The following is a 23,850-nucleotide window of genomic DNA, read 5'->3' on the forward strand; positions in this document are numbered from 1 at the left end:
TACCGACAGGGCAGGATTCATTCAAATGTTCAACATGTTGAAACATGCATCAACGCGTCCCGCGTTGCTCGCCGCAGCTCTCTTCGCAATTGCAACAAGCGCATTCGCGCAAGCGCCGACCGAGGCTCAGAAGAGTGCCATCCGCTCCGCATGCCGCTCGGATTTCATGGCGCATTGCGCCAGCGTGACGCCGGGCGGGGTCGAAGCGTATCAGTGTTTGCAGAGCCACATGTCGAGCCTGTCGGCGGGTTGCCAGAGCGCGGTCCGCGCCGTCGAGCCGGCGGCGACGCCGAAGAGCGAAGCGGCGCCGGCCAAATCCGAACCGGTCAAATCCGAGCCTGCCAAATCCGAGCCTGCCAACACCGAGCCTGCCAAGACGGAGCCTATCAAGACCGAAGCGGCTCCCGCTGCCGCACCCGCGGCGAAGCCGGCCGCCAGCGCGGCTCCGAAAGCCGCCGCGGCCAAGCCGAGCAGTGCGCAGGCTGCGGCGATCAAGAGCGCGTGCCGCGCCGATTATCCCAAGGTGTGCGCCAGCGTTCCGCCAGGCGGCGCTTCCGCACTCGAATGCCTGGAAAAGAACAAGGCCAAGGTTTCGCCCGCCTGCGAGAAGGCCGTAACCGCAGCAGCTGGTGGCGGCGGGGCGACAGCGACGGCAGTTCCAGCGGCTGCTGCACCGGCCGCCGGAGCAGCGCCTGCAGCCGCGCCTGCCATGATCGTCCTCCGCCCGCTCAGGCCGCGCGAAGAGCTGTTCATCGTACGCTCCGCCTGCAGTGCCGATATCCGCTCGCTCTGCGCCGGCGTTGCACCCGGTGGTGGCCGCATCGTGCAGTGCATTGCCAGCAACGCCGCATCGCTGTCGCCGGCGTGCAAGGATGTGCTGGCGCCATTTGCGGCGCGATGACGCGCCTAAATGAATTTTCGAACGCCTGCCACGACCAATGTTTGGCGAAGATCCGATTACAATCACGTCAAGACCGGGAGGACAACATGCGTTCATTGCTGCTGGTTGCTTCTGCGCTTCTCGCCTTCGGAGTGTCCATGAGCTTCGAGTCGTCTGATGCCAACGCGGTCGTGTGCGGCCGCGGGGTCTACCGCGCCGGTTGCGCCGGACCGAATGGCGCGGTGGTCGTTCGCCACCCGGTGCCGGCGGTTCGCTGTACGAGAGTGCTGGTGAACGGGGTCTACGTGAAGCGCTGCGTCTGACGCGCGAGTGGCCAAGCCGGCGCGGTTTGGCTATGGTTCGCACCTGACGGTTTCGGGCACATGGGAAGCGGGTGTCCGCGGCTGTGCTGCGGTGCAACTCGCCTTGGCGATAATTCCGCTGGGGTGGGAAACCGGAGCCCATTAGTCTACCCTGAGATAGTAAGTATACTGTCAATTAGGGAGGCAGACGTTGCGGATCGCCGTGATTGGTGGGGGGCCCGGTGGGCTCTACTTCGCCTATCTCTGGAAAAAGCGTCACCCCGAGGATCAGGTCGACCTGTTCGAACAGAACCCGGCCGACGCGACCTGGGGCTTTGGCGTCGTGTTCTCGGACCAGGCGCTGGAGTTCCTGCGCGCCGACGACCCCGAGACGGTCGATGCGATCGCGCCGCATATGGAGAGTTGGGAGAACATCACCCTGAACCTCGGCGGCGACAGCGTTGCCATCGACGGTGTCGGTTTCTCCTCGATCGGCCGGCTCGAGCTGTTGCAGTTCCTGCAGCAGCGCGCGCTCGAGGTCGGCGTCACCTCCCGCTTCGACACCCAGATCCAGGCCATCGACCAGCTCAATGGCCACGATTTGATCGTCGCCGCCGATGGGCTCAACTCGCTGGTCCGTCGCACCTTCGAAGGCGATTTCGGCACCTCGCTGTCCTACTCCTCCAACAAATTCGTCTGGTACGGCACCTCCAAGCGCTTCGACACGCTGTCGCAGACTTTTGTGAAGACGGACCGCGGCGCCTTCAACGCCCATCACTACCGATACTCGCCGACCATGAGCACCTTCCTGGTCGAATGCGACCATGCGACCTGGCAGGCCTATGGTTTCGCCTACAAGGACGTCGAGCAGTCCAAGGGCGTGTGCGAGGAGGTGTTCGCCGACACGCTCGGCGGCCATTGCCTGGTCTCGAACAAATCGCTCTGGCGCAATTTCCCCTGGGTGTGGAACGAGCACTGGGCGTTCAAGAACATGGTGCTGATCGGCGATGCGCTGCACTCGGCGCATTTCTCGATCGGCTCAGGCACGCGGCTCGCGATCGAGGACGCGATCGCGCTGGTCAAGGCGCTCGAATCCGATGCACATCTGGCGACCGCGCTACATCGCTACCAGGCAGCACGGAAGCCGGTGGTGCAGAAGCTCGTCAACGCGGCCCGCACCAGCGCGTTCTGGTACGAGCACTTTGCCCAGCACATGCAGCTCGGCCTGATGGACTTTGCCTATAGCTACATCACCCGCTCCGGCCGCATCGACGATTCCCGGCTGCGCGCGATGTCGCCGGCCTTCATGGCCCGCTACGAGGCCGCGAAGAACGCCGGAGACGCGGCATGAGCAACGAAATACGCGACCTGGTGCCCGCAGACAGCGCGGGCGCCCGCGAGATCGGCTTTGCCGTTCCGGACAGCTACAACGCCAGTCGCGTGCTGTTCGACAATCTCGCCAAGAGGCGCGGCGACAAGCTCGCGCTGATTGGCCCCGCAGGCACACGGACCTATGCCCAGCTCTGCGCCGAGGCTTGCCGTTGGGGCAATGGTTTTGCATCGCTCGGCCTGAAGCGCGGCGACCGCGTGCTGCTGTTCATGGACGACACGCCGGCTTATCCCGCGGCCTTCTTCGGCGCGGTGCGCGCCGGCTTCGTGCCGCTGCTGATCAACACGCTGACGCCGCCGGACCTCTTGCAATTCTATCTCGCCGATTCCAGCGCGACGGTTGCGGTCGCTGATGCCGAGTTCGGCGCGCGCTTCAATGCCGAGGCCTGCAAGGACACGGGGCTGCGCACGCTGATCGTCGTGAATGGCGCGGTGGGCGATCACGCCGTGCCGCGGGCGGTAGCCGCCGCAGACTGGCTTTCGCAATTCCCCGCCGAGGTGGCGGAAGCGGCGACGCATCGCAACGAGATGGCGTTCTGGATGTACTCCTCCGGCTCGACCGGCCGTCCCAAGGGCATCGTCCATCTCCAGCACGACATGGCCTATAGCGAGGCCGCCTTTGCGCGGAACGTGCTGAAGCTGATGCCGGACGATATCTGCTTCTCGGTGCCAAAGATTTTCTTCGCCTATGGTTTCGGCAATTCCGTCACCTTCCCGTTCTCATCAGGCGCCGCGACGTTGTTGCTGCCGGGCCAGCCGAAACCGGCGGCAATCTTTGCGGCGATCGAGCAGTACAAGCCGACGGTCTTCTTCGGCCTGCCGACGCTCTATACCTCGCTGACCAAGGCCGATGGCGCGGCCACGACTGATTTCTCATCGCTGCGGATGGCTCTCTCGGCCGCCGAAGTGCTGTCGGCCGAGGTCTTCAATGGCTGGAAGGCGCTGACCGGGCTCGAGATCGTCGAAGGCCTCGGCTCGACCGAGGTGCTGCACATTTATCTCAGCAATCGCCCCGAGCAGAAGAAGCTCGGCGCCGCCGGCCTGCGCGTGCCCGGCTACGAGGTCGCGCTGCGCGACAAGGACGGCCGCGATGTCGGCGACAATGAGGAAGGCATCTTGTGGGTGCGCGGCGATTCCAACACGCCGCTGTACTGGAACCGGCCCGACAAATCCGCCGAAACCATCCGCGAGGGGGGATGGATCTACACCGGCGATCGCTTCGTGCGCGACAGCGACGGCTTTCACTTCTTCCGCGGCCGCGCCGACGATCTCGTCAAGATCTCGGGCCAGTGGGTCTATCCGCTCGAGGTCGAGCTGTGCCTCGCCGACCACCCTGATATTCGCGAATGCGCCGTGTTCGCGGCCGAACTGCCGGACCGGCGCATGACGCTGAAGGCGGTGGTGGTGATGAACAACCGCGCCACGGACCAGAGCGAGGCGACGCGGCGGTTGCAGGACTACGTCAAGGGCAAGCTGCTGCCCTACAAATATCCGCGCGAAGTGATCTTCATCGACGAGTTGCCGAAGACCGGAACGGGGAAGATCGATCGGCAGGCGTTGCTACGGATGTAGCTCCCGCTGTCATCGCCCGGCTGCGACCGGGCGATCCAGTATTCCAGAGACAGCAGTGATGGAGCCGGGAAGCCGCGGCGTACTGGATTCCCCGCTTGACGCCATCGCTAAAGCTTCGGCGCCCCTGGACCTCAACCTCGGCGAAGCCTTGGCGTAGCCGGGTCGCGGGGAATGACAGCGGAGAATTTCACCCCGCCTTCCCGAGATGCTCCAGCGCATCCTCGGCCCGCAGCGGCACCCGTGAGGCTTCGTTGTTGAGATCGACGAGTTGCGTCATCAGCCCCATCAACGCCTTGCGCTCGGTGGGCTTCAACGGCTCAAGCATCCGCGCTTGGGCGCGTTCGACCGCAGGAATGATCTCGCGCAGGATCGCCGCACCGCTCTTGGTCAAATAAAGCAGCTTGATCCGCTTGTCCTCCGGTGCCGGCCTGCGCTCGACAAAATCCTTTGCCTGGAGGCGCTCGATCACGCTGCCGAGGGTGGAGCGATCGAAGGCGATCACGGCCGAGAGCCGCGTCGCATCGATGCCGGGATGGGTGTGGATCGCGATCAACGCCGCATATTGCACCGGCGTGAGGTCGAACGCCTTGCACTCCTCCATGAAGATCGAGACCGCGATCTGCTGCATGCGCCGGAACAGATAGCCCGGCGCGGCATAGACCTCGTCCATCGTGATCGGAGGAAGAGGCTTATTCGGCATCGGGCTGCTTCTCCGGTGCCGCGTTGGCAAAGGCAGCCAAGGCTTTGGCAGCGGCTTCCGCCTCGAGCAGGCGCGGATAGGCCGCGACATCGACGCCGAAACGGCGCGCATTGGCGAGTTGCGGCACCAGGCAGAGATCGGCCAGCGTCGGTGCATCGCCGAAGCAGAACGGCCCGGCCTCGTCCTTGATCAGGGTCTCGCAGGCCGACAGTCCCTCGCGATTGACCCAGGCGGCCCAGTCCTGAACTTTCTCCTCGGGCAAACCAAGCTCCCGCAGCCGCGCCAGCACCTTCAGATTCTGCACCGGATGGGTATCGCAGGCGATCGCCAGCGCGAACGCCCGCACCTTGGCGCGCTGCAGCGGATCCTTCGGCAGCAGCGGCGGATTGGGGTGGGTTTCATCGAGCCATTCGATGATGGCGACCGATTGGGTCAGCACCGCACCCGCATCATTCTCCAGCGCAGGCACGAGGCCCTGCGGGTTGATGGCGAGATAGGCGGGCGCGCATTGCTCGCCCTTGCGGAGATGGTGCGGCAAGTGCTCGGCACTGAGGCTCTTCAGGTTCAACGCGATCCGCACGCGATAGGCGGCGCTGGAGCGGAAATAGCCATGCAGCTTCATCGGAATCCTCCCTGTCCGTCATTCCGGGGCTCGCGGAAGCGAGCCCGGAATCTCGAGATTCCGGGTTCGGCTGTTCGAGCCGCCCCGGAATGACTCCTTATACATAGAGCCGCCACGTTGACGCTATCCAAATCGTAAGTATACTGTCAAATTAGAAACGAGCAGGAGGCGCGCCATGGAAGCGGTGACCAAGACGCCGGAACGCGAGGCGTTCTATCGGAAGATCGATGGCGAAAATCTCACCGCGCTGTGGACGGTGATGAGCGATCTGATCACCCCGGAGCCGAAGAGCGCCTGCCGCCCGCACCTCTGGAAGTTCGACGTCATCCGCGACTACATGACGGAAGCCGGCAAGCTGATCACTGCCAAGGAGGCCGAGCGGCGCGTGCTGGTGCTGGAGAATCCAGGCCTGCGCGGCCAGTCAAAGATTACCACTTCGCTCTATGCCGGCGTGCAGATGGTCGTTCCCGGCGACGTCGCACCGGCGCACCGGCACAGCCAGTCGGCGCTCCGCTTCGTGCTCGAGGGCAAGGGCGCCCACACCGCCGTTGACGGCGAACGCACCGCGATGGAGCCTGGAGACTTCATCATCACGCCGTCGATGACCTGGCACGATCATTCCAACGAAACCGACGAGCCGATGTTCTGGCTCGACGGCCTCGACATTCCGCTGGTGCAGTTCTTCGACTGCTCCTTTGCAGAAGGCTCCAAGGAGGATCAGCAGAAGATCACGAAGCCCGCCGGCAACAGCTTCGCCCGCTACGGCCACAACCTGCTGCCGGTCGACGTGAAGCGATCATCGAAGACCTCGCCGATCTTCAGCTACCCCTACACCTACACCCGCGAGGCGCTGGAGAAAGCCAGGACGAGCCAGGAGTGGGATGTATGTCACGGGCTGAAACTGAAATTCAGCAACCCCGAGACCGGCGATTTCGCGATGCCGACCATCGGCACCTTCATCCAGCTGCTGCCGAAGGGCTTCAAGACCGCGCGCTATCGTTCGACCGATGCGACCGTGTTCTGTCCGATCGAGGGCCGCGGCCGCAGCCGCATCGGCGAGGCCGTCTTCGAATGGGGCCCGCGCGATCTGTTCGTGGTCCCAAGCTGGCATTGGGTGACGCACGAGGCGGATGAGGATGCCGTGCTGTTCAGCTTCTCGGACCGGCCTGTGCAGCAGAAGCTGGATCTGTTTCGGGAGGACCGCGGGAACGGGTGAGTTTAGTAGGGTGGGTTAGCGCAGCGTAACCCACCTCTTCTCTCTCCGCGGAAACAAACAGTGGTGGGTTACGCTGCGCTAACCCACCCTACAGCAGCGATGATTGCAGCTACCGCCAGTGCAGCAGCTTGACTTCCAGCCAGCCGATCACCTTCCCGACCGCGAGCCCGAACACTGACAGGATCACGACGCCCGCGAGCAGCTGGTCCGTCTGCATCAGGTTGCCGGCCTGCAGCACGAACGCGCCGATGCCGTATTGTGCGCCGATCATCTCGGCGCTGACGACGAGCAGCAGCGCGACTGATGCGGTGATGCGGAAGCCGGCGAGGATCGCCGGCAGCGCGCCGGGCCAGACCACCTTGCGCACGATGGTGGCGAAGGGAACGTTGAAGCTCTGCGCCATGCGGATCAGGTTGCGCGGCACCGCATCGACGCCGCTGTAGACCGAGATCGCGGTCGAGAAGAAAACGCCCAGCGCAATGGTCGCGATCTTCGGCTCTTCGCCGATGCCGAGCCAGAGGATCAACAGCGGCAGCAGCGCGATCTTCGGGATCGGGAACAGCGCCGAGATGAAAGTGATGCCGACGCTGCGCGCCAGCCGCGACAGGCCGATGGCAAAACCGACGACGACGCCCGCTGCTGTTCCCAGCAGCCAGCCGACGCCGATGCGCAACAGCGAGGCCGACAGATGCTGCCAGAGCGCGCCCGACATCGCGAGCTCATAGATAGCCCGCACGATTGCCGAGGGCGGTGGCAGGAACAACGGATTGACGAGCTTGGCGCTGCCCGCCGCCTGCCAGATCGCGATGACGAGCGCGAGCGCGATCCAGCCGCCGAACCGGCTCGATGCGGGCACGAAGCCGGCGCCGCGGAAGGGGACGCGCCGCGTCGTCTCCTCCTTCGCCGACAGACCCGCGCGATCAAGCATGCTGGACCTCGCGTTCGGCATCGATCGCCTCGTTGCGGATCAGCGACCAGATCTGATTTTGCAGCGCCAGCAGCTTTTCGCGTGCCGCCGCTTCGCCGCGCTCGGCACGCGTCATCGGCACGGTGACGACCTCGCGAATGCGTCCGGGCCGGCGCGACAGCACCACGATACGATCAGCAAGACGTGCCGCCTCCTCGAGATTATGGGTGACATAGACCGCGCCCATGCCGCCGTCAGCGAGCAGGCCGACGAAATCCTCCATCAACAGCTCGCGCGTCTGCGAATCCAGCGCCGACAGCGGCTCGTCCATCAATAGAATCGCAGGTTTGACGGCAAGTGCGCGCGAAATGCCGACGCGCTGGCGCATGCCGCCGGAGAGCTGTTTTGGATAGGTCTGGCGAAAATCCGTCAAGCCCGTGCGGCGCAGGGCATCGTCGACCAAACCGCGGCGCCGTGCGGCCGAGAGCTGGGTGTGCAGCAGCGGGAACTCGACGTTCTCCTCGACGGTGGCCCAGGGCAGCAGCGCAAAGTCCTGGAACACGAAGGTCAGCGGATTGAGACTGTCCGCCGGCGGCGCGCCGCGCAGCTCGGACGCACCCGATGTCGGCTGCAACAGGCCGCCGAGGATCGACAGCAGCGTGCTCTTGCCGCAGCCGGAGGGACCGACGATCGCCACCACCTCGCCGGCGCTCACGGTGAACGAGACGTCGTCGAGCACGGCAAGATCGCCGAAGTGGTGGGAGATGTGGTTGGCGATCAGGTCCATGGGGCGCGCTCTCTCACTCTTGCTCCGTCATCCTGAGGCGCTCGGCTTGCGGCTCGCCGCAAGTCGAGCCTCGAAGGATGCACGGCCGGGATGCAGCTCGGCCGGACATCCTTCGAGGCTCGCAGCGCAGTGCAGATGCACTGCGCCACTCGCACCTCAGGATGACGGGGTGAGAGTAGTGCGCGCAGCATCAATCCGCCTTCACATAATCCTTGGCGATGATCGTATCCGCATCAAAGCCCTTGTCGACGAACCCCTGCTCCTGGAGCCATTTGATCTGGTTGTCGACGTTCTTGACGTCGAGCTTGCCGTCCGGATCGATATAGGCGCAGTTGCCGACCACCTGCTCGACCGGCAGGTTGGTGTACTTCGCGATGATCTCCAGCAGCGGCTTGGTTTTGTCGTTGATTGGCGCGACGCCATCCTTCATCGAAGCCAGGATCACGTCGTGATATTCGCGGTCGGCCTTGGCGAGCGCGCCGAGGAATTTCGTCACCAGCACCTTGTTGGTCAGGGTCTTCGGCGATGCGAACACCGCGCCCAGCTGCCAGGGGGTCTCGTCGCCGACCCAGCCCAGGAATTTTGCGCCGCCATCATCCATTAGCTTTCGCGCTGTCGAGATCGGCAGCAGCGCTGCATCGACGGTCTCGCCCTTCAGCGCGGCGGCTGCGTTCGACAATGACTGCAGCGGCACGATCTTCACGTCCGAAAGCTTGAACCCGTATTTGTCGGCGAGCAGGCCGAGCGAATAATGGAAGGATGACCCGACCTGGGTCATCGCAATCCGCTTGCCGGCGAGATCCTTTGGTGTCTTGACGCCAGCAGCATAAGCATTGTTGCTGGCGAAATAGCCGATCAGGGGATAGCCGGCCTTCTCGCGGCTCATGCCGCCGACCACCTTCAGCACGCCCTTGCCTGCGAGATTGTAGAGGCCGGCGGTGAAGGCGGTGACGCCGAAATCGACGTCGCCGGAAGCGGTGGCGACCGCAATCGGCTGCGCTGCATCGAAGAATTTCAGCTCGATGTCGAGGCCGGCGTCGCGAAAGTAGCCCTTGTCCTGCGCGATGAAAACAGGCGCGGACGATGACAGGCGGAGCACGCCGACCTTGGCCTTCGGCGCATCCTCGGCCCTGGCCGTGCCCATCGCCATCATAGCCAAAAGGCTAAGTGCCGCGACCCGCGCAATCCCGATCATCCCGCTTCCTCCAATTATTCGCTTTTTGCAGTCCGTTACAGCCCCTTTGGCACGGGCTGGTCCCGCCCGATGAAGGCGCCCTGTTGTTTCAACGTTTCCTGCAATTTTTCAATGGGGATTTCGCGTGGAATCCGGTTTCCGGAGAGCGCGAGCTCGGCAGCGGAACCGGCCGCCTCGCCCATCGCGAAACAGGCCCCGGAGACACGCGCCGCCGACTGGCCCTCATGGGTCATCGAGGCACAGCGGCCGGCGACGAGGAGGTTGTCGACGCTCTCGGGTACCAGCATCCGGTACGGCAGCTCGTTATATCCCCGCGATTCCGGAATCGGGGGAAAGGTGAAAATGACATCACCAGCGACATGAGCCTCGATCGGCCAGCCATTGACGCCGATGGAATCCTCGAACGAGGCGCAGCCGAGTACATCCTCGCCGCTGAGCTGGTAGCCGCCCTTGATGCGGCGGGTCTCGCGGATGCCGAGCTGCGGTGGCAGATCGACGATGTAGGAGTTTTCAAAGCCTGGCACGGTGCGCAGGAATTCGAAGGCGGCGAGCGCCTGCTTGCGCCCTTCAATTTCGCCGCGGGTGAGATCGTCGGGCTCGACGCCATTGATGGCATGGCCGTCCTCACGCGCGACCTGCGTGAAATTCACCCGCCATTCGATGCCGGATTTCTGCGGCCGCACGATCGCGCTTTTGCGCGGGAATTTGTGCGTGCCGGCTGCAATGGCGTGTTCCATCAATTGCGGAATGGTCCGCCAGGCATCGCCCGCCCTGGCGGGATCGATGCCGTTGAGGCGGAGCATCATCGACGGGTACATCGGATGACCGTGCGCATCGCCGATCTCGAACGGCGCACCGGCCCAGACCGCAAGATCCCCGTCGCCGGAGCAATCGATGAATATCTCCGAGCGCACTCCCTGCCGGCCCGCCTTGGTCTCGACCAGCAGCGCGTCGATACGGCGATCAGCGCCCATCACGACGCCGGCGCCGAGGGCGTGGAAGAGGATGTTGACCTTGTGGTTAGCCAGCAGCTGATCGGCCGCGATCTTGTAGGCGGCGGTGTCGTAGGCCTGGGCAAAGACCTTGCCGAGGATCAGATGCGGCGCGTTGAGGCCGTTCAGATGATCGATGCGCGCCAGCAGGTCGGAGGCCATGCCCTGCACCAGCCTGACGGCCTCGCCGTAAACGTTGCCATGCAAGCCGCAGAAATTGGTGACGCCGGCCGCGGTGCCCATGCCACCGAGAAAACCGTAGCGCTCGATCAGCAGCGTCTTGCGCCCCGCGCGCGCCGCTGAGGCTGCCGCGACAATGCCGGCCGGGCCGCCGCCGAGGACCACGACTTCATATTCGCCATAGAGCGGCACCTGACGCGCCGGTTCTTCGATCATCGTGGCCCGCATGGCGCGTCCTTCCCAAAATCCTTTGCTTGAGGACGACTATGAATTAGCGCGCGGCGAGCTACAATCCACCAAAATACGCGATCAGCTTTCGCGAATCGAGAAAGGTCGACATGGATATCCTCGTGAACCTCCAAGCCTTCCTCGCCACTGCGGACGCTGCCGGCTTCTCCGCGGCCGCGCGAAAGCTCAATGTCTCGACCTCGGTGGTGGCAAAACGCGTCACGCAGCTGGAGGCGCGGATCGGAACGGCGCTGTTTCACCGATCGACCCGGCAATTGCGGCTCACTGAAGCCGGCCAGCGATACGTGCATCGCGCTCGCGGCGTCGTGACCGACGCCACCGATCTCTTGTCGCGCATGGGCGAAAAAGACCGCGATCTCGTAGATCATCTTCGCATCAAGGCGCCGACCTCGCTGACGGTGGCGCGGCTTGCCGATGCCTTCAGCGCCTTCCAAACCCAGAACCCGCGGCTGAAGCTCGAGATCGTGCTGATCGACCGCCCGGTCGACCCCGTCACCGAAGGCTTTGACATCGCGATCGGCGCCTTCCCGCATTCCTTCGGCGGCGTGGTCGACGAGCCGCTGGTCCCGTTGAAGCGGCTGCTTTGCGCCTCGCCGGCCTATTTGAAGAAGCACGGCACGCCAAAGCATCCGCGCGACCTCGTCGAGCATCGCTGCCTCAGCTTCATGCCGACTGGCCCCGAATGGGCGTTTGACGGACCACGCGGCCGCATCAGCATTCAGGTCAGTCCGCTGCTGTCGTCGAACGAAGGACATGTGCTGGCGCGCAGCGCCATCGCCGGCAACGGCATCACGCTGATCTCGCATTATCTGGTGGCGGACGGCTTACGCGACGGCACGTTGAAACAGGTGCTGCGCGACTTTCCGATTCCGGAATTGTGGGTGAAGGCCGCCATCCCCGAGCGGCGGCGCAATGCCGCCGCGGTGCAGGCGCTGCTGACTTTGTTGAAGACATCGCTTGCGCCGTCGCTGTAGGCCGGGTCGCGCCGCCGCCACAACATGACGTTCGCTCTGGAACGATGGACTTGAGAGAAGCGTGGTCTAGCCTCGCTGTCATCGTCCGGCTTGACCGGACGATCCAGTATTCCAGAGAAGCCGCGGCGTACTGGGTCGCCCGGCCCCGGCTTCGCCAAGGCTACGCCGAGGCCAAACATCAGCTCGGCACGCCGCAGCTTTAGCGAAGGCGGCAAGCCGGGCGACGACGGCGGAGTGCGCGCTCAGCCCTTCCCACCCCACTTCGCCGCGCGCTTCTCGGCGAACGAGGCCAGCCCCTCCGCCGCCTCCGCGCTCTGGCGCTTGAGTGAATGCAGCTGGACGAGGCGCGTATAGGCCGCATCGTCCACCGCCATTCCGCCGAACGAACTCTCCAGCGCCAGCCGCTTGGTCTCGGCCATCGCCGCCGGGCCGTTGGCGAGCAGCTGCTCGACCACCTTGCTGCCAGCGGCATCGAGATCAGCCAGCGGCACGACGTCGTGGACGAGGCCGATGCGGCGGCCGTCCGCGGCGCCGAAACGTTCGCCCGTCAACGCGTAACGGCGGACTTGCCGCACACCGATCGCGTCGCAGAGCTGCGGGATGATGATGGCGGCGGTCAGGCCCCAGCGCACCTCGGTGATTGAGAACAGCGCGTTGTCGGCGGCGATCACGACATCGCAGGCCGCAATCACGCCGGTGCCGCCGCCGAAGCAGCCGCCCTGCACCAGGGCCACGGTCGGGATCGGCAGCGTGTTGAGCCGCTGCACGGCCTCGAACGTCGCCCGCGAGGCTGCCTCGTTGGCTTCAGGCGATTGCGGCCGCACACCGTTGATCCATTTGAGGTCGGCACCGGCCTGAAAATGCTTGCCGTTGCCCTTGAGCACGACGACGCGCAGGTTCGGCTTCTTGCCGAGCTCGTCCATGGCCGCGAGCACGCCCGCGATCAGGGCACCGTCGTAGGCATTGTTGACCTCCGGCCGGTTCAACGTGACGGTCGCTACCCCACGCTCATCGAGGGTCCACAGCACGGGGTTGGCAGTCATCGGCGATCCTCCGGTCGTTTGTTGGCCGTGCAACTATGGCCGAGCCCGCGCGCCTTGATCCATATCTTTCCGGCGTGGGGCGGCCGCGTCCATCGCATGGCGGCTTGTGTCATGCTGGCGCCGGGCGGCACTTCGAGGTCAGGGACGGAATCAATATGCGCATCTGCATTTTCGGGGCGGGCGCCGTCGGCAGCCATCTTGCGGTAAGGCTGGCGCGGGCCGGCCATGAGGTTTCGTGCGTGATGCGCGGCGCGCATCTGGAGGCGGCGCGCGCCAATGGCCTCAAGCTCCGCGTCGGCGATTCCGAGGTTTCCGCCAAGGTGAATGCCTCGGGGGATCCGGCCCAGCTCGGCCCACAGCACGTCGTGATCTCGACGCTGAAGGCCACTGCGCTGACGGGGCTGGTTTCCAGCATCAAGCCGCTGCTGCAGGACGACACCGCGATCGTGTTCGCCCAGAACGGCATTCCCTGGTGGTACGGTATCGGCCTGCCGCCGCGACACCCGACGCCGCCGGACATTTCCTTTCTCGACCCTGGCGGCCGCCTGCGCGCCTGTATCCCGAAAGAGCGTATCATCGGCGGTGTCGTCTTCTCCTCTAACGAGGTGATCGCGCCCGGCGTGGTGCAGAACCTGACGCCGGATCGCAACCGCCTCCTGATCGGGGAATGCGACGACCGCAATTGCGAGCGCATCACGAAACTCCGTGGCGTCCTCAACGATGCGCGACTGGAATCGCCGCCGGTCGCCGAGATTCGCGAGGCGATCTGGTCAAAGCTGCTGACCAACATGTCGCTCTCAGTGCTGTGCCTGCTCACCGGCCAGACCGCGCGCGGCGTGCGCGACGACCCCGCGTTCTCCGACGTCATCCCGCGGATGCTGAACGAGGCCAACGAGATCGCGCAGCATTTCATCCCGGAGGTCAAGCGCGTGACCCGCAGCGGCCCCGCCCCCAACCACAAGCCGTCGCTGCTGCAGGATTACGAGCTCGGCCGCGCCATGGAGATCGACGTACTGGTGAAGGCACCCCAGGCCTTCGCCCGCACCGCCGGCCTGTCGACGCCGACGCTCGACCTGATCGCCGCGCTCGCGATCCAGAAGGCACGCGACAAGGGGCTTTATTCGGCCTGAATCTCAGATCCCGTCGATCCAGGCCGCAAGCGTGTCGAGCACCTCGGCCAACGCGTCTTCGTTCGTGCGGCCGGACTTCTTCAGCACCGCGAAGGAATGATCGCCGCCTTCGACCTCATGCAGCGTCGCCTTCGCCCCAAGCGCCTTGATGACGGGCTTGAGATGACCGAGATCGGCAAGCGCATCCCGCGTGCCCTGCAAAAACAGCATGGGAATCCCGATGCCGGAAAGATGTTCAGCGCGCTCGCTCGACGGCTTCTTGGCGGCATGCAGCGGAAAGCCGAGAAAGGCGAGTGCTTTGACGCCGGGCAAGGGAGCCTTGGACTGCGCCTGCGACGTCATGCGCCCGCCGAAGGACTTTCCGCCGGCGACGAGCTTCAACCCAGGACACAGCCGCGCCGCCTCCTCGACTGCGGCGCGGATGGCTGCATGCGCGGCCGCCGGCTGATCGGGACGCCCCTGCTTGTTTTCCATGTAAGGAAAATTGAAGCGAAGCGTGGCGATGCCGCGATCGGCGAGACCTTCCGCGACCTTGGTCATGAACGAATGCCGCATGTCCGCGCCCGCGCCATGCGCGAGCACGTAGCAGGCCCGCGCATGGTCCGGCTGCGTCAGGAGTGCGGAGACCGTGCCGATGCGCGCGATGTCGAGCTTGAGCTCTGTCGTCTTCTTCGTCATGGCGTCTTGTCGTCTCGATCTACACTGCCTGGCGTGGGCCGTCCGCCGGCCAGAGATAGTTCAAGACCTGATTGAGCGTGATCATGATCTCGCGGCGTCCGGCCTCATTCTTCACAGAACCGAATTTCTCTTCCAGCGCAAGCTTGGCAAACCCGTGCACGGTCGACCAGGCAGCCGCAGCCGCCGCCTTCGCCGGCTTTGACGCTCCCCCGACCAGTTCCGCAACGATAATTTCAAACTCTGCGCCGGCGGCTTTGCTCGCCCGCCTGAGACGTGCGTCGTCCGCAACAAGGCGCTTGTTCGCAAACATCATCTGGAAGCGGCCGGGATGTTTCAGCGCAAATTCGACATAGGCCATACCCTGTGCATGGAGCTTGTCGCGCCCGCTCCGCTTGCCGGATGCCGCCGCTCGCAACGCGTCGGCGAGCGCATCATATCCGCGGATCGCCACCTCGGTCAGAAGGCCCTGTGCGTTCCCGAAATGATGCGAAGGAGCGGCCGGCGAGACGCCGGCCCGACGCGCGGCCTCGCGCAGCGTGAAACCTTCGGCCCCCTGCTCGGCCAGAATGGCCTCGGTCGCGGCGATCAGCGCCTCCTGCAACTCGCCGTGATGGTAGCCGGGCTCCGGCCCTTGCCGCGTGACACCGGCGCTGCGCTTGGCGGAAGAGACCTGCTTCTTCATGTAACTTGACACTGTTCAGATTGAGCCGTATCTACCTTAACAGTGTTAAGATAGCTCGGACGGAGTTCGAAATGGCCGAAATCCAGGATATCACCACGACAGGCGCGGTAAAGCGCCGCCATCTGGTCGGAGGCGCGGCCCTTGGCGTGCTCGCGGGCGCCATGGGTGGGCTCGCCGGCGGGCGTCGCGCTCGGCCAGGGCGCGGCGTTGCCCCAGCAGAAGCCCAGCGGCAGGCGCCGATTTGCCGACAAGGTCGTGATCGTCACCGGCGGCACCTCGGGCATCGGCCGAGCGGCGGCGCTGATGTTCGCTGCCGAAGGCGGCCGGGTCGCCTTCTGCGGGCGCAACATCGATCGTGGCAAACAGGTCGAGGACGAGATTCGCGAGGCCGGCGGCGAGGCCATCTTCATTCGCGCCGACGTCCGCAACGAGCCTGAGGTGAAGGCGCTGGTCGACAAGACCGTCGACCGCTACGGCCATCTCGACGTAGCCTTCAACAACGCCGGCATTTCCATCGAAAAGCCCCTGCATCAGTTGAGCGCCGCGGAATTTGACGACGTGATCGGCACCGATCTGCGCGGCGTATTTCTTGCGATGAAGTACCAGATCCCGCACATGATGCAGAAGGGTGGATCGATCGTCGTCACCTCGTCCTCCAATGCCATCGCCACCACGGCCAACCGCTCGTGCTATTCGGCGGCCAAGCGCGGGCTCGTCGGCCTGGTCCAGGCCGCAGCGCTGGAATATGCCCAACACGGCATTCGCATCAATACGCTGATCCCCGGCACGACGGATACGCCGTTCATCCGTCGCCTGGCCGGCATGGAGAGCCTCCCCGACGCCGCCTGGCATGTCGCCATCGCGCAGTGGGCCAAATCGCATGTTGCAGGCCTGCAGCGCGTGGCAACGCCTGAGGAGATCGCCGCCTTCGCCTTGATGCTCGCATCCGATGATCATCCCTACACGACCGGCGGCCAATTCGTCATCGACGGCGGCAAGACGGCGCAGGCGGGTTAGTCGATGGCGGCGGCGCCCAGCCGGCAGCCTGAAAACACAATCATCAGCAGTCCTGGTTGGCGTACGAGGGCGGGCTTGCGCGGGCCCCGTTCGCTGTGGCACGCGTGCACGCGAGTCCACGCCAAGATGAGGTGACCATGTCCTACCGCTCCTCCTGGATGACCGAAGAGCTCGACGTCTTCCGCGACCAGTTCCGGAAATATCTCGCCAAGGATCTGGCTCCGCATGCCGAAAAATGGCGCGCGCAGAAGATGGTCGACCGCTTCGCCTGGCGCGGACTCGGCGAGATGGGCGCGCTGCTGGCGAGCGTCCCGGAGGAATATGGCGGCTTAGGTGCCACCTTTGCCTATGACGCCGCGGTGCTGGACGACCTCGAAAGCACGGTGCCGGAGCTGACGACCGGCGTCTCCGTGCACAGCGCCATCGTCGCCCATTACATCCTCAACTACGGCTCGGAGGAGCAGAAGAAGCGCTGGCTGCCGAAGATGGCCTCGGGCGAGATGGTCGGCGCCATCGCCATGACCGAGCCCGGCACCGGCTCTGACTTGCAGGCTGTGAAGACGACGGCGAAGAAGCAGGGCAATTCCTACGTCATCAATGGCCAGAAGACGTTCATCACCAACGGCCAGGCTGCCGATCTCGTCATCGTGGTTGCGCGCACCGGCGAAGCTGGCGCCAAGGGCATCTCGCTGATCGTGGTCGAGACCGCGGGCGCTGAAGGTTACAAGCGCGGGCGCAACCTCGACAAGATCGGCCTGCACGCCTCCGACACGTCCGAGCTGTTTCGACAATGTCACCGTGCCGCCGGAGAATCTCCTCGGCAAGGAGGAAGGCCAGGGGTTTGTCCAGCTGATGCAGCAATTGCCGCAGGAGCGTCTCGCCCTCGCGATCGGTGCCGTCGCCGCGATGGAGCGGGCTGTCAAGCTGACCGTCGAGTACACCAAGGAGCGGAAGGCGTTCGGCAAGCCGCTGATGGATTTCCAGAACACCGCCTTCACGCTCGCCGAGCGCAAGACCGAGGCGATGATCGCGCGCGTGTTCGTCGACTGGTGCATCGAGCGCCTGGTCGCCGGGGATCTCGACACCGTCACGGCGTCGATGGCGAAGTACTGGTGCTCGGACAAGCAGGTCCAGACCGCCGACGAATGTCTCCAGCTGTTCGGCGGCTACGGCTACATGCAGGAATATCCGATCTCGCGCATCTTCATCGATTCCCGCATCCAGAAGATCTATGGCGGCACCAACGAGATCATGAAGCTGCTGATTGCAAGATCGCTGTGAGCGGGCCCGCGCACTATTTCATCCGCTTGTCGGCGGCAATGAAGTCGATGAAGGTCCTCACCTTCGCTGAGAGATATTTGCGGCTGGGATAGACCGCAAACAGCTTGCCTGCGAACACGATCTGGGCGGGCAAGACGTGTTCGAGACGCCCCGCACTGATGTCGGCGGCGACCAGCCATTTCGGCAGAAAGGCCAGGCCCATGCCTTCCAGCGCAGCCATGTGCAGCAGCGTCTCGTTGGCGCTGCGCAGCACCGGGTTGAGCTTGATGGTCTCGGGGCCATGCTCGCCCTCGAACGAGAAGCTCTCGCCGGGATAAAGCGCGTAATGCAACAGCGCGTGTCCGGCGATGTCGGCAAGCTTGGCAGGGCGCCCTGCGCGTTTGAAGTAGGCCGGCGCCGCGACCATGTGGAAGGCAACGTTGGTAATCGGACGGGCGATCAGCGCTTCGTCGGGCGCCGCGGTGGCACGTAGGCCGAGATCGAATCCCTCCTCGACGAGGTTGACCAGGCGTCCGCTGAGATCGACGTCGAGCCGTACCTCCGGATAACGCGCCTGGTAATCAGCCAGCACGCCTGCAAACATCGCGTTCGCCATCCACACCGGCGCGGTCAGCCGCAGCGTGCCGCGCGGAACGACCGTCGCGTGGCTGACGGCAGCCTCGACCTCATCAAGCGCATCCAGCATCTGACGCGCCTGCTCGAAATAGAGCGCGCCGCCTTCGCTCAGGCTGACCCGCCGGCTGGTCCGGTTCAGCAGCCGAGTCCCCAGCCGCTTCTCGAGCTGCATCACATGCTTGCTCGCCATGGCGGGCGAGATGCGCAGACGCTGCGCCGCGGTCGCAAAGCTCTTCAGCTCGGCGACCAGGCAAAACACCCTCATGCTGACAAGGGAATCCATGCGATCATCAACATCCAGGAAATGCACCAATCCCCGAGCAGATAATGATCAAAGATGGAGAAACTATCAAATGGTGGCAACCTTCACATTCCGGAGAAAACACCATGTCCACCGCCACGTTTGACGCCGCCGCTCCTGGCCGAGCCCTTCGCATCGGCCTTTGGGCCGCACAGACCCTCCTCGCCATCGCGTTCATCGGGGCGGGGCTGATCAAGCTGACCACGCCCATTCCCCAGTTGGCCGCGATGATGCCGTGGGCCGGCCAGTATTCCGAAACCTTCGTTCGCTCGATCGGGCTGATCGATCTTGCGGGCGGGATTGGCATCATCCTGCCGACCTTGACGCGCATCCTGCCGCGACTGACCGTGCTTGCCGCGCTCGGCTGCTCGGTGCTGCAGGTTTTCGCCCTCGTCTTCCACCTCTCGCGCGGTGAGGCCGAGGTGACACCGCTGAACGTGGTTCTGCTGGCGCTCAGCCTGTTCGTGCTGTGGGGTCGCAACAGCAAAGCGCCGATCACGCCGCGTCAGCTTTGACGAGTGAGGTGCGGTGACTATGGTCTCTTTCAATGGATGGTCCCGCAGGGGCCTGCTCGCCGGCACCGCGATCCTGGCGGCTGGTGGCGCTGCCGCGGCCAAGGAGGATCGCCTCATCGACGGCGTCGTGATCCTGATCGACAGCAACGAGCCCTATGTGATGGGACACGCCATCAGCTATTCGGCCAATCTGGCAAAACACTTCGCCGCCAAGGGCGTGCGGTTGCTGATCGAGGTCGTCGCCAACGGCAAGGGGATCGACGTCTTCCGCGCGGACAAAACTCCGCTGGTCGGGCCGCTCGCGACCTTGCGACAATCGCTGCCTGATCTCGCCTATAGCATGTGCGCCTCGTCAAAGGCGATCGCGGAAGCCAAGGAGCAGGTGTCGATCCCGCTGATCCCGGGCGCGAACCTGGTCCCGTTCGGCATCGGACGCGTGGTCGACCTGCAACTGAAGGGCTGGGCCTATATCCATGCGTGAGAGACCTCGCGCATTGTCCCGGCGATCGCTGCTGATCGCAGCGCCGATGCTTCTTGCCTCCCTGCGCGCAAGTCGCGCGCAGGACAGCTGGCCGCCAGTGTTCGAAGCCGGGCGCAGCCAATTCACGGTCGTGCGCCCGCGCGCCGCGATGCCGCGGATGCGGCTTCAGGACCCGAACGGCCGGGACATCGTCGTATCGCCGAAGTCGGGGCGCATCACCCTGGTGAACTTCTGGGCCACATGGTGCGCGGCCTGCCGGCTCGACCTCCCGACGCTGGCGCGCCTCGCGGGATCGCGGCCCGATCGGCTCGACATCGTCGCGATCTGCACGGACGTGAAGGATCTGCGCAAGGTCCGCGCGTTCTTGGGCAACCTCGCCGTAAAAGACCTCGCCTGCTATGTCGACACCTATGGTGCGGCGGCGCAAGCATCAACCGAGATGTTCCCAATCATCGGCATGCCCATCACTTATCTCGTTGGGGCGAGCGGCCGCATCGAAGGATACATCGCGGGCGCGCCCGACTGGCTCTCACCGGAAGGCGCGCGGCTGCTGCAATTCTATGGCCAGCAAACCTAATTCGGATGCCACCAGCGGCCACCGATGACGACACCTTCCGAGACGATCTTGCGATCGCCGATCAGGTGTTCGCCGACGACGTCCTCATAGTCGAACCGGCCCTGCCTGACCGAGATCAGCGTGGCGTCGCCGACGCTGCCGGGCTTGAGGTTGCCGAGTTCGGGGCGGCGCAGCGCCATCGCGGCATTCTCGGTCGAGGCGGCGATCACGTCCGCTAGCGACATGCCCATGCAGAGGAATTTCGACATCGTCGTCACCTGGTCGAAGGCCGGGCCGTTGATGCAGAGCTGATGGATATCCGATGAGATGGTGTCCGGATAGAAGCCGTTGGCGAGCATCGCGCGCGCAGTCTTGAACGCGAACGAGCCCTTGCCGTGGCCGATGTCGAACAGCACGCCGCGCTCGCGCGCATCCAGCACTGCCTTCTTCACCGTGCCTTGCGCGGTCGCCGGCGAATTCGGGAAGGGCCGGAAGGCATGGGTGAGCACATCGCCGGGCCGAAGGCGGGCCAGCACCTCTTCATAGGTCGGCGGCGGATGGTCGATATGCGCCATCAGGGGCATGCCGACCTCGTCAGCAACCTGAAGCGCGATGTCGAGCGGCACGGCTCCCGACGTCCCCGAGGAATGTAGCCCGACGCGCACCTTGATGCCGACGATGACATCGCGGTTGGCATCGGCGACCTTGGCCGCCTCGATCGGATTCATCAGCCGCAGCTCCTCGCTCTCACCGACCATGATCCGGTGCGAGAAGCCGAAGATGCCGGCATGGGAGACGTGCAGATAAGCCAGGATGCGGACCTGGCTCGGCTCGATGACATGCTTGCGGAAGCCCGCGAAATTGCCAGGGCCGGCGCTGCCGGTGTCGACCGAGGTGGTGACGCCGGAGCTACGGCAGAATTCCTCGGCATCGATGCCGAGCGAGGTGCCGCCCCAATAGACATGGGTGTGGAGATCGATCAGCCCCGGCGTCACGATGAACTGCGAGACGTCGCGAACCTCGGTCGCCTGATCCGCCTTGAGCCCGCTGCCGACGGCGGCGACCTTGCCACCGGAGAATGCGACATCCGTCACGGCATCGAGCTTCTGGGAGGGGTCGATCACCCGCCCGCCGCGCAGGATCAAATCGAAAGGCATCATCGTCTCCTGATGTGGGCAAGGACGGGGCTGGAACGTGCTGTTCCGGCCCCGTTTCCCTTGTTAGCAATTTTCTCGCCGGCCAAGCAAATCGACGGCGATCAATGTCCGTTGGACTTGCGATCGGCCCGCGGCGCCTCCTCCTTGAGACGCTCCAGTGCATCCGGCATCATGCGGCCGAACATCGAGCTCAGCATTGCCGTCGGGATCAGGCCGGCATTGCTGTTCTCCTGGCCTTGCGTGCCGGACATCAGGAATTGCGGCACCAAGGGCTGATTGATCCGGGTGAGCGCATCCGCGAACTTCGCGAAGTTCTGCTCGGCCAGGCGGAACTCCGGTCCGCCATAGGCATCGACAGAGAGTTTCGTCGATTGCGCGTTGGCGGTGCCGACCGCAAGCACGCGATCAGCCTCGCCCTGGCCCTCGAGCCGTGACTGCTCACCGACCGCGGCCGCCGTCACCTTGCGGGTCTCCGCATCCTTGTGCGCCCGGGCGAGTGCCGCCGCGCCTTCGTTCTCGTTCACTTTGATCTGGATGAGCGATTGCGTCAGCGCCGATTGCGCCGCCGCCGTTGCCTTGGCTTCATTGAGCGCGCGCTCCTGAACAGCGGCCTTCTCCTGCTCCTGATAGGTTTCGATCTGCTCGCGCGCGATCTGGCGCGAGCGGAGCTGGATCAGGATGTTCTCGATCGTGTGGTCGCCGCTCGCTGCGCGCGGCGTGCCGATCAGCACCTCCTGAAGGTCGAGCGAATAGCTCTCGAACTTCGCTTTCATCTGCGCCGCAGATTCCTCCTGGATCGAGGCCCTGTTCTGCAGCAGCTCGATCAGGGTCATCTTCTGCGCGATGTTCTTGAAGAACGCGCTGACCATCGGGTCGAGGGTCTGCTCGACCAGCTTCTTCACGTCGCCGAAACGCTGGATGATCATCGGCGCCTTCTTGTAGTCGATATGCATCACCACCGAGAGCGGCAGCGTCGGTTCGAACGCATCGCGGGTGATCAGCGAAATCTCCGAGAGGTTCTCGTCCAGCTTCATCGCGCCGACCTCGCCCCGCACCCATTTCAGGATGAAGTTGACGGTCGGGATGATCTCGATCTTGCCGGCATAGGTGTTGAACGCGTATTTGCCGGGGAGCAGCGGGTCCTTCCAGACGCCGCGGCCGCCGTTCACGACCAGCTCGCCGTGGCGATATTGCTCGCCCGAGACGTCGTCGCTGCGCGGACCGGTGTAGAAGATGACGACGCCGACATTACCGACCGGAATCACGGTCTTCGGCACCGCCTCGACGGTCGCAAACAGGCGGTTGATGTACCAGGTGCCCTCGACGATGATCTGGAGCTGACGGCCGCGATAGCCGCCGGCGCTCAGGAATTTCTCGGGCTCCTGGAAATTGTTGTGAAATATCTCGGCATCGCGCAGATCGGTGCCGACCTCCGGCGCGATGATCTCTCCCGGCGGCAGCGACGGACCGTCATGCACGGTGACGATTCCGACCAGGTCGTGATCTGCCGCGAGCACGACGGGCGCAAAACCCCGACGCTCGGCGATGGTGAGCTGCATGGCGTCGAGCACGCCCCGCTCCTGCTCGCTGAGCGCATGGCCATAGACGCGATCGTCGGTGATGATCGCGAACTGCGTCGTATTGATCGCATAGGTGCCTTCGCGCAGGATCTTGCGCTGCGGCCCCTTCTGACCGCCGCCGAGCAGGAAGCGCCGCGCATCCTGGAAGTCCGACCGGTCGTCCGTGTCATTGGCGCCGAGCACCTGCGAAGCGCCAAGCGGGGCGCCGTCGCGCGCGAACACATAGGCGATCTTGCCCTGTCCGACCGTGACCAGATCCGATTTGTGGATCCGGTACATGAACGGAAAGAACACGTGCAGGCCGCCGCGCAGCACCTCCGGCTCATAGCCGGCTTCACCGTTCAGCGCGATGAAGCCGCCGTCGATCGACCCTCTCGTCGACCACAGCTTCTCGACGATGCCGACCTGGTTGTTCGGAATGTAACGGAAAATATTGGCCATCCGCAGCAGGATCACGAGCGCGATCGCCGCCGCGGCCCACAGCGCCGGCTGGATCAGCCAGGCGCCGTCGAAACCATTGAGGTTCATAGTTCTTCTCCACAATTCGCAACTGGGCGGCCTTGTTAACCAAGGCCACACCCCAGAATTGCGGGAGCGGAGATGTGAATACGGCCCCTGCTCCGCAAGCACGATGGCGCGCAAAGCCGTGCGGATCTTTTTTTATTCGGGACTTGACGAGCGGAGAGGACGGAGGCAGCAGATAATTCTAAAAACCAGAATTAGTTGGCGATCCCGGCATGACTCGAACATGCGACCTACGGTTTAGGAAACCGCCGCTCTATCCGGCTGAGCTACGGGACCGCGGAACCCGCCCATGAGGCGGGTTGCCTGAAGCTGTACATATCAAAG

General features: G+C 64.4%; 23 protein-coding genes, 1 tRNA gene and 1 pseudogene. 12 read left to right on the plus strand and 13 right to left on the minus strand.

Annotated features, from left to right (window positions below; genetic code table 11):
* The first annotated feature begins 25 nt into the window (after positions 1 to 25).
* The 4 genes from BM374_RS13970 to BM374_RS13985 all read left to right on the plus strand — a co-directional run bounded on the left by BM374_RS13970 (position 26) and on the right by BM374_RS13985 (position 4,143).
* On the plus strand, positions 26 to 901 hold the full coding sequence (locus BM374_RS13970) for a cysteine rich repeat-containing protein (protein WP_092292935.1): 876 nt from the start codon (positions 26 to 28) through the stop codon (positions 899 to 901).
* Positions 902 to 987: 86 nt separating this feature from the next.
* On the plus strand, positions 988 to 1,203 hold the full coding sequence (locus BM374_RS13975) for a hypothetical protein (protein WP_092293472.1): 216 nt from the start codon (positions 988 to 990) through the stop codon (positions 1,201 to 1,203).
* 190 nt (positions 1,204 to 1,393) lie between these two features.
* Entirely contained in the window at positions 1,394 to 2,533 is a 1,140-nt protein-coding gene (locus BM374_RS13980; RefSeq protein WP_177248286.1) for an FAD-dependent monooxygenase, read from the plus strand.
* Positions 2,530 to 4,143, plus strand: coding sequence for a benzoate-CoA ligase family protein (locus BM374_RS13985; protein ID WP_092292937.1), 1,614 nt, complete (start codon positions 2,530 to 2,532; stop codon positions 4,141 to 4,143). The genes BM374_RS13980 and BM374_RS13985 overlap by 4 nt, the downstream gene beginning before the upstream one ends.
* Positions 4,144 to 4,330: 187 nt before the next feature.
* On the opposite strand, the gene BM374_RS13990 is transcribed toward BM374_RS13985, so the two are convergent.
* Together BM374_RS13990 and maiA are read right to left on the minus strand one after the other, a co-directional pair.
* Positions 4,331 to 4,843: a MarR family winged helix-turn-helix transcriptional regulator gene (locus BM374_RS13990; RefSeq protein WP_092292939.1), complete on the minus strand. Its 513-nt coding sequence runs from the start codon at positions 4,841 to 4,843 to the stop codon at positions 4,331 to 4,333.
* Positions 4,833 to 5,465, minus strand: coding sequence for a maleylacetoacetate isomerase (gene maiA / locus BM374_RS13995; RefSeq protein WP_092292941.1), 633 nt, complete (start codon positions 5,463 to 5,465; stop codon positions 4,833 to 4,835). The genes BM374_RS13990 and maiA overlap by 11 nt, the downstream gene beginning before the upstream one ends.
* Positions 5,466 to 5,640: 175 nt before the next feature.
* Here maiA and gtdA point away from each other — a divergent pair, with 175 nt between their 5' ends.
* Positions 5,641 to 6,681 carry a gentisate 1,2-dioxygenase gene (gene gtdA, locus BM374_RS14000; RefSeq protein ID WP_092292943.1) on the plus strand — a complete coding sequence of 347 codons (1,041 nt, stop codon included), beginning with the start codon at positions 5,641 to 5,643 and terminating at the stop codon, positions 6,679 to 6,681.
* Positions 6,682 to 6,790: 109 nt separating this feature from the next.
* On the opposite strand, the gene BM374_RS14005 is transcribed toward gtdA, so the two are convergent.
* The 4 genes from BM374_RS14005 to BM374_RS14020 form a co-directional block, all read right to left on the minus strand.
* Complete coding sequence (locus BM374_RS14005; protein WP_177248287.1) at positions 6,791 to 7,609, minus strand: ABC transporter permease; 819 nt, start codon at positions 7,607 to 7,609, stop codon at positions 6,791 to 6,793.
* The gene (locus BM374_RS14010; RefSeq protein WP_092292948.1) at positions 7,602 to 8,375 is read right to left on the minus strand and encodes an ABC transporter ATP-binding protein; all 774 of its coding nucleotides are present in this window, start codon (positions 8,373 to 8,375) and stop codon (positions 7,602 to 7,604) included. Before BM374_RS14010 ends, BM374_RS14005 begins: the two co-directional genes overlap by 8 nt.
* 190 nt (positions 8,376 to 8,565) lie before the next feature.
* Positions 8,566 to 9,570, minus strand: a complete 1,005-nt coding sequence (locus BM374_RS14015; protein WP_092292950.1) for an ABC transporter substrate-binding protein — start codon at positions 9,568 to 9,570, stop codon at positions 8,566 to 8,568.
* 35 nt (positions 9,571 to 9,605) lie between these two features.
* Positions 9,606 to 10,970 carry an FAD-dependent oxidoreductase gene (locus BM374_RS14020; protein ID WP_092292952.1) on the minus strand — a complete coding sequence of 455 codons (1,365 nt, stop codon included), beginning with the start codon at positions 10,968 to 10,970 and terminating at the stop codon, positions 9,606 to 9,608.
* Between the two features lie 110 nt (positions 10,971 to 11,080).
* Between BM374_RS14020 and BM374_RS14025 the strand changes: the two genes are divergently transcribed.
* Positions 11,081 to 11,965, plus strand: a complete 885-nt coding sequence (locus tag BM374_RS14025; RefSeq protein WP_092292954.1) for a LysR family transcriptional regulator — start codon at positions 11,081 to 11,083, stop codon at positions 11,963 to 11,965.
* Positions 11,966 to 12,207: 242 nt separating this feature from the next.
* Here BM374_RS14025 and BM374_RS14030 read toward each other — a convergent pair whose 3' ends face one another.
* Positions 12,208 to 13,008: an enoyl-CoA hydratase-related protein gene (locus BM374_RS14030; protein ID WP_092292956.1), complete on the minus strand. Its 801-nt coding sequence runs from the start codon at positions 13,006 to 13,008 to the stop codon at positions 12,208 to 12,210.
* A gap of 155 nt (positions 13,009 to 13,163) precedes the next feature.
* Between BM374_RS14030 and BM374_RS14035 the strand changes: the two genes are divergently transcribed.
* Positions 13,164 to 14,138 carry a ketopantoate reductase family protein gene (locus BM374_RS14035; protein WP_092293476.1) on the plus strand — a complete coding sequence of 325 codons (975 nt, stop codon included), beginning with the start codon at positions 13,164 to 13,166 and terminating at the stop codon, positions 14,136 to 14,138.
* Between the two features lie 3 nt (positions 14,139 to 14,141).
* On the opposite strand, the gene BM374_RS14040 is transcribed toward BM374_RS14035, so the two are convergent.
* Both BM374_RS14040 and BM374_RS14045 read right to left on the minus strand, forming a co-directional pair.
* Positions 14,142 to 14,816 (minus strand): alpha/beta hydrolase family protein, encoded by a 675-nt coding sequence (locus tag BM374_RS14040; protein WP_092292958.1) that lies wholly within the window; start codon positions 14,814 to 14,816, stop codon positions 14,142 to 14,144.
* A 19-nt stretch (positions 14,817 to 14,835) separates the two neighbouring features.
* On the minus strand, positions 14,836 to 15,498 hold the full coding sequence (locus BM374_RS14045) for a TetR/AcrR family transcriptional regulator (RefSeq protein WP_092292960.1): 663 nt from the start codon (positions 15,496 to 15,498) through the stop codon (positions 14,836 to 14,838).
* Between the two features lie 141 nt (positions 15,499 to 15,639).
* On the opposite strand from BM374_RS14045, the gene BM374_RS14050 reads away from it, so the two are divergent.
* Positions 15,640 to 16,515, plus strand: a complete 876-nt coding sequence (locus tag BM374_RS14050; protein WP_244552582.1) for an SDR family NAD(P)-dependent oxidoreductase — start codon at positions 15,640 to 15,642, stop codon at positions 16,513 to 16,515.
* Positions 16,516 to 16,652: 137 nt separating this feature from the next.
* Positions 16,653 to 17,796, plus strand: a pseudogene (locus BM374_RS14055) (acyl-CoA dehydrogenase family protein).
* A 13-nt stretch (positions 17,797 to 17,809) separates the two neighbouring features.
* On the opposite strand, the gene BM374_RS14060 reads toward BM374_RS14055, so the two are convergent.
* Positions 17,810 to 18,694: a LysR family transcriptional regulator gene (locus BM374_RS14060; protein WP_092292962.1), complete on the minus strand. Its 885-nt coding sequence runs from the start codon at positions 18,692 to 18,694 to the stop codon at positions 17,810 to 17,812.
* Between the two features lie 104 nt (positions 18,695 to 18,798).
* Between BM374_RS14060 and BM374_RS14065 the strand changes: the two genes are divergently transcribed.
* The 3 genes from BM374_RS14065 to BM374_RS14075 are packed head-to-tail and all read left to right on the plus strand — an operon-like array spanning position 18,799 to position 20,285.
* Positions 18,799 to 19,227: a DoxX family protein gene (locus tag BM374_RS14065; RefSeq protein WP_092292964.1), complete on the plus strand. Its 429-nt coding sequence runs from the start codon at positions 18,799 to 18,801 to the stop codon at positions 19,225 to 19,227.
* A gap of 19 nt (positions 19,228 to 19,246) precedes the next feature.
* On the plus strand, positions 19,247 to 19,708 hold the full coding sequence (locus tag BM374_RS14070) for a DsrE family protein (RefSeq protein ID WP_092292966.1): 462 nt from the start codon (positions 19,247 to 19,249) through the stop codon (positions 19,706 to 19,708).
* 13 nt (positions 19,709 to 19,721) lie between these two features.
* Positions 19,722 to 20,285, plus strand: coding sequence for a TlpA family protein disulfide reductase (locus BM374_RS14075; RefSeq protein ID WP_244552583.1), 564 nt, complete (start codon positions 19,722 to 19,724; stop codon positions 20,283 to 20,285).
* Here the strand turns inward: BM374_RS14075 and BM374_RS14080 are convergent.
* The 3 genes from BM374_RS14080 to BM374_RS14090 form a co-directional block, all read right to left on the minus strand.
* Entirely contained in the window at positions 20,282 to 21,421 is a 1,140-nt protein-coding gene (locus BM374_RS14080; RefSeq protein WP_092293478.1) for an amidohydrolase/deacetylase family metallohydrolase, read from the minus strand. The genes BM374_RS14075 and BM374_RS14080 overlap by 4 nt on opposite strands.
* Positions 21,422 to 21,522: 101 nt before the next feature.
* The gene (locus tag BM374_RS14085; RefSeq protein ID WP_092292970.1) at positions 21,523 to 23,529 is read right to left on the minus strand and encodes an SPFH domain-containing protein; all 2,007 of its coding nucleotides are present in this window, start codon (positions 23,527 to 23,529) and stop codon (positions 21,523 to 21,525) included.
* Between the two features lie 196 nt (positions 23,530 to 23,725).
* Positions 23,726 to 23,802, minus strand: a tRNA-Arg gene (locus BM374_RS14090).
* Positions 23,803 to 23,850 lie beyond the last annotated feature (48 nt).

The sequence above is a fragment of the Bradyrhizobium sp. Ghvi genome, from assembly GCF_900115265.1.
Lineage (GTDB): Bacteria > Pseudomonadota > Alphaproteobacteria > Rhizobiales > Xanthobacteraceae > Bradyrhizobium.

Bases quoted from the DNA above. Each gene is read 5' to 3' on its own strand.
- BM374_RS14035 (WP_092293476.1), top strand. From the start codon at position 13,164: ATGCGCATCTGCATTTTCGGGGCGGGCGCCGTCGGCAGCCATCTTGCG.
- BM374_RS14085 (WP_092292970.1), bottom strand. From the start codon at position 23,529: ATGAACCTCAATGGTTTCGACGGCGCCTGGCTGATCCAGCCGGCGCTG.
- BM374_RS14025 (WP_092292954.1), top strand. From the start codon at position 11,081: ATGGATATCCTCGTGAACCTCCAAGCCTTCCTCGCCACTGCGGACGCT.
- BM374_RS14030 (WP_092292956.1), bottom strand. From the start codon at position 13,008: ATGACTGCCAACCCCGTGCTGTGGACCCTCGATGAGCGTGGGGTAGCG.
- BM374_RS14010 (WP_092292948.1), bottom strand. From the start codon at position 8,375: ATGGACCTGATCGCCAACCACATCTCCCACCACTTCGGCGATCTTGCC.
- BM374_RS14015 (WP_092292950.1), bottom strand. From the start codon at position 9,570: ATGATCGGGATTGCGCGGGTCGCGGCACTTAGCCTTTTGGCTATGATG.
- BM374_RS14065 (WP_092292964.1), top strand. From the start codon at position 18,799: ATGTCCACCGCCACGTTTGACGCCGCCGCTCCTGGCCGAGCCCTTCGC.
- BM374_RS13985 (WP_092292937.1), top strand. From the start codon at position 2,530: ATGAGCAACGAAATACGCGACCTGGTGCCCGCAGACAGCGCGGGCGCC.
- BM374_RS14060 (WP_092292962.1), bottom strand. From the start codon at position 18,694: ATGGATTCCCTTGTCAGCATGAGGGTGTTTTGCCTGGTCGCCGAGCTG.
- BM374_RS13975 (WP_092293472.1), top strand. From the start codon at position 988: ATGCGTTCATTGCTGCTGGTTGCTTCTGCGCTTCTCGCCTTCGGAGTG.
- BM374_RS14020 (WP_092292952.1), bottom strand. From the start codon at position 10,970: ATGCGGGCCACGATGATCGAAGAACCGGCGCGTCAGGTGCCGCTCTAT.
- BM374_RS14080 (WP_092293478.1), bottom strand. From the start codon at position 21,421: ATGCCTTTCGATTTGATCCTGCGCGGCGGGCGGGTGATCGACCCCTCC.
- BM374_RS14040 (WP_092292958.1), bottom strand. From the start codon at position 14,816: ATGACGAAGAAGACGACAGAGCTCAAGCTCGACATCGCGCGCATCGGC.
- BM374_RS14045 (WP_092292960.1), bottom strand. From the start codon at position 15,498: ATGAAGAAGCAGGTCTCTTCCGCCAAGCGCAGCGCCGGTGTCACGCGG.
- maiA (WP_092292941.1), bottom strand. From the start codon at position 5,465: ATGAAGCTGCATGGCTATTTCCGCTCCAGCGCCGCCTATCGCGTGCGG.
- gtdA (WP_092292943.1), top strand. From the start codon at position 5,641: ATGGAAGCGGTGACCAAGACGCCGGAACGCGAGGCGTTCTATCGGAAG.
- BM374_RS14070 (WP_092292966.1), top strand. From the start codon at position 19,247: ATGGTCTCTTTCAATGGATGGTCCCGCAGGGGCCTGCTCGCCGGCACC.
- BM374_RS14005 (WP_177248287.1), bottom strand. From the start codon at position 7,609: ATGCTTGATCGCGCGGGTCTGTCGGCGAAGGAGGAGACGACGCGGCGC.
- BM374_RS13970 (WP_092292935.1), top strand. From the start codon at position 26: ATGTTCAACATGTTGAAACATGCATCAACGCGTCCCGCGTTGCTCGCC.
- BM374_RS13990 (WP_092292939.1), bottom strand. From the start codon at position 4,843: ATGCCGAATAAGCCTCTTCCTCCGATCACGATGGACGAGGTCTATGCC.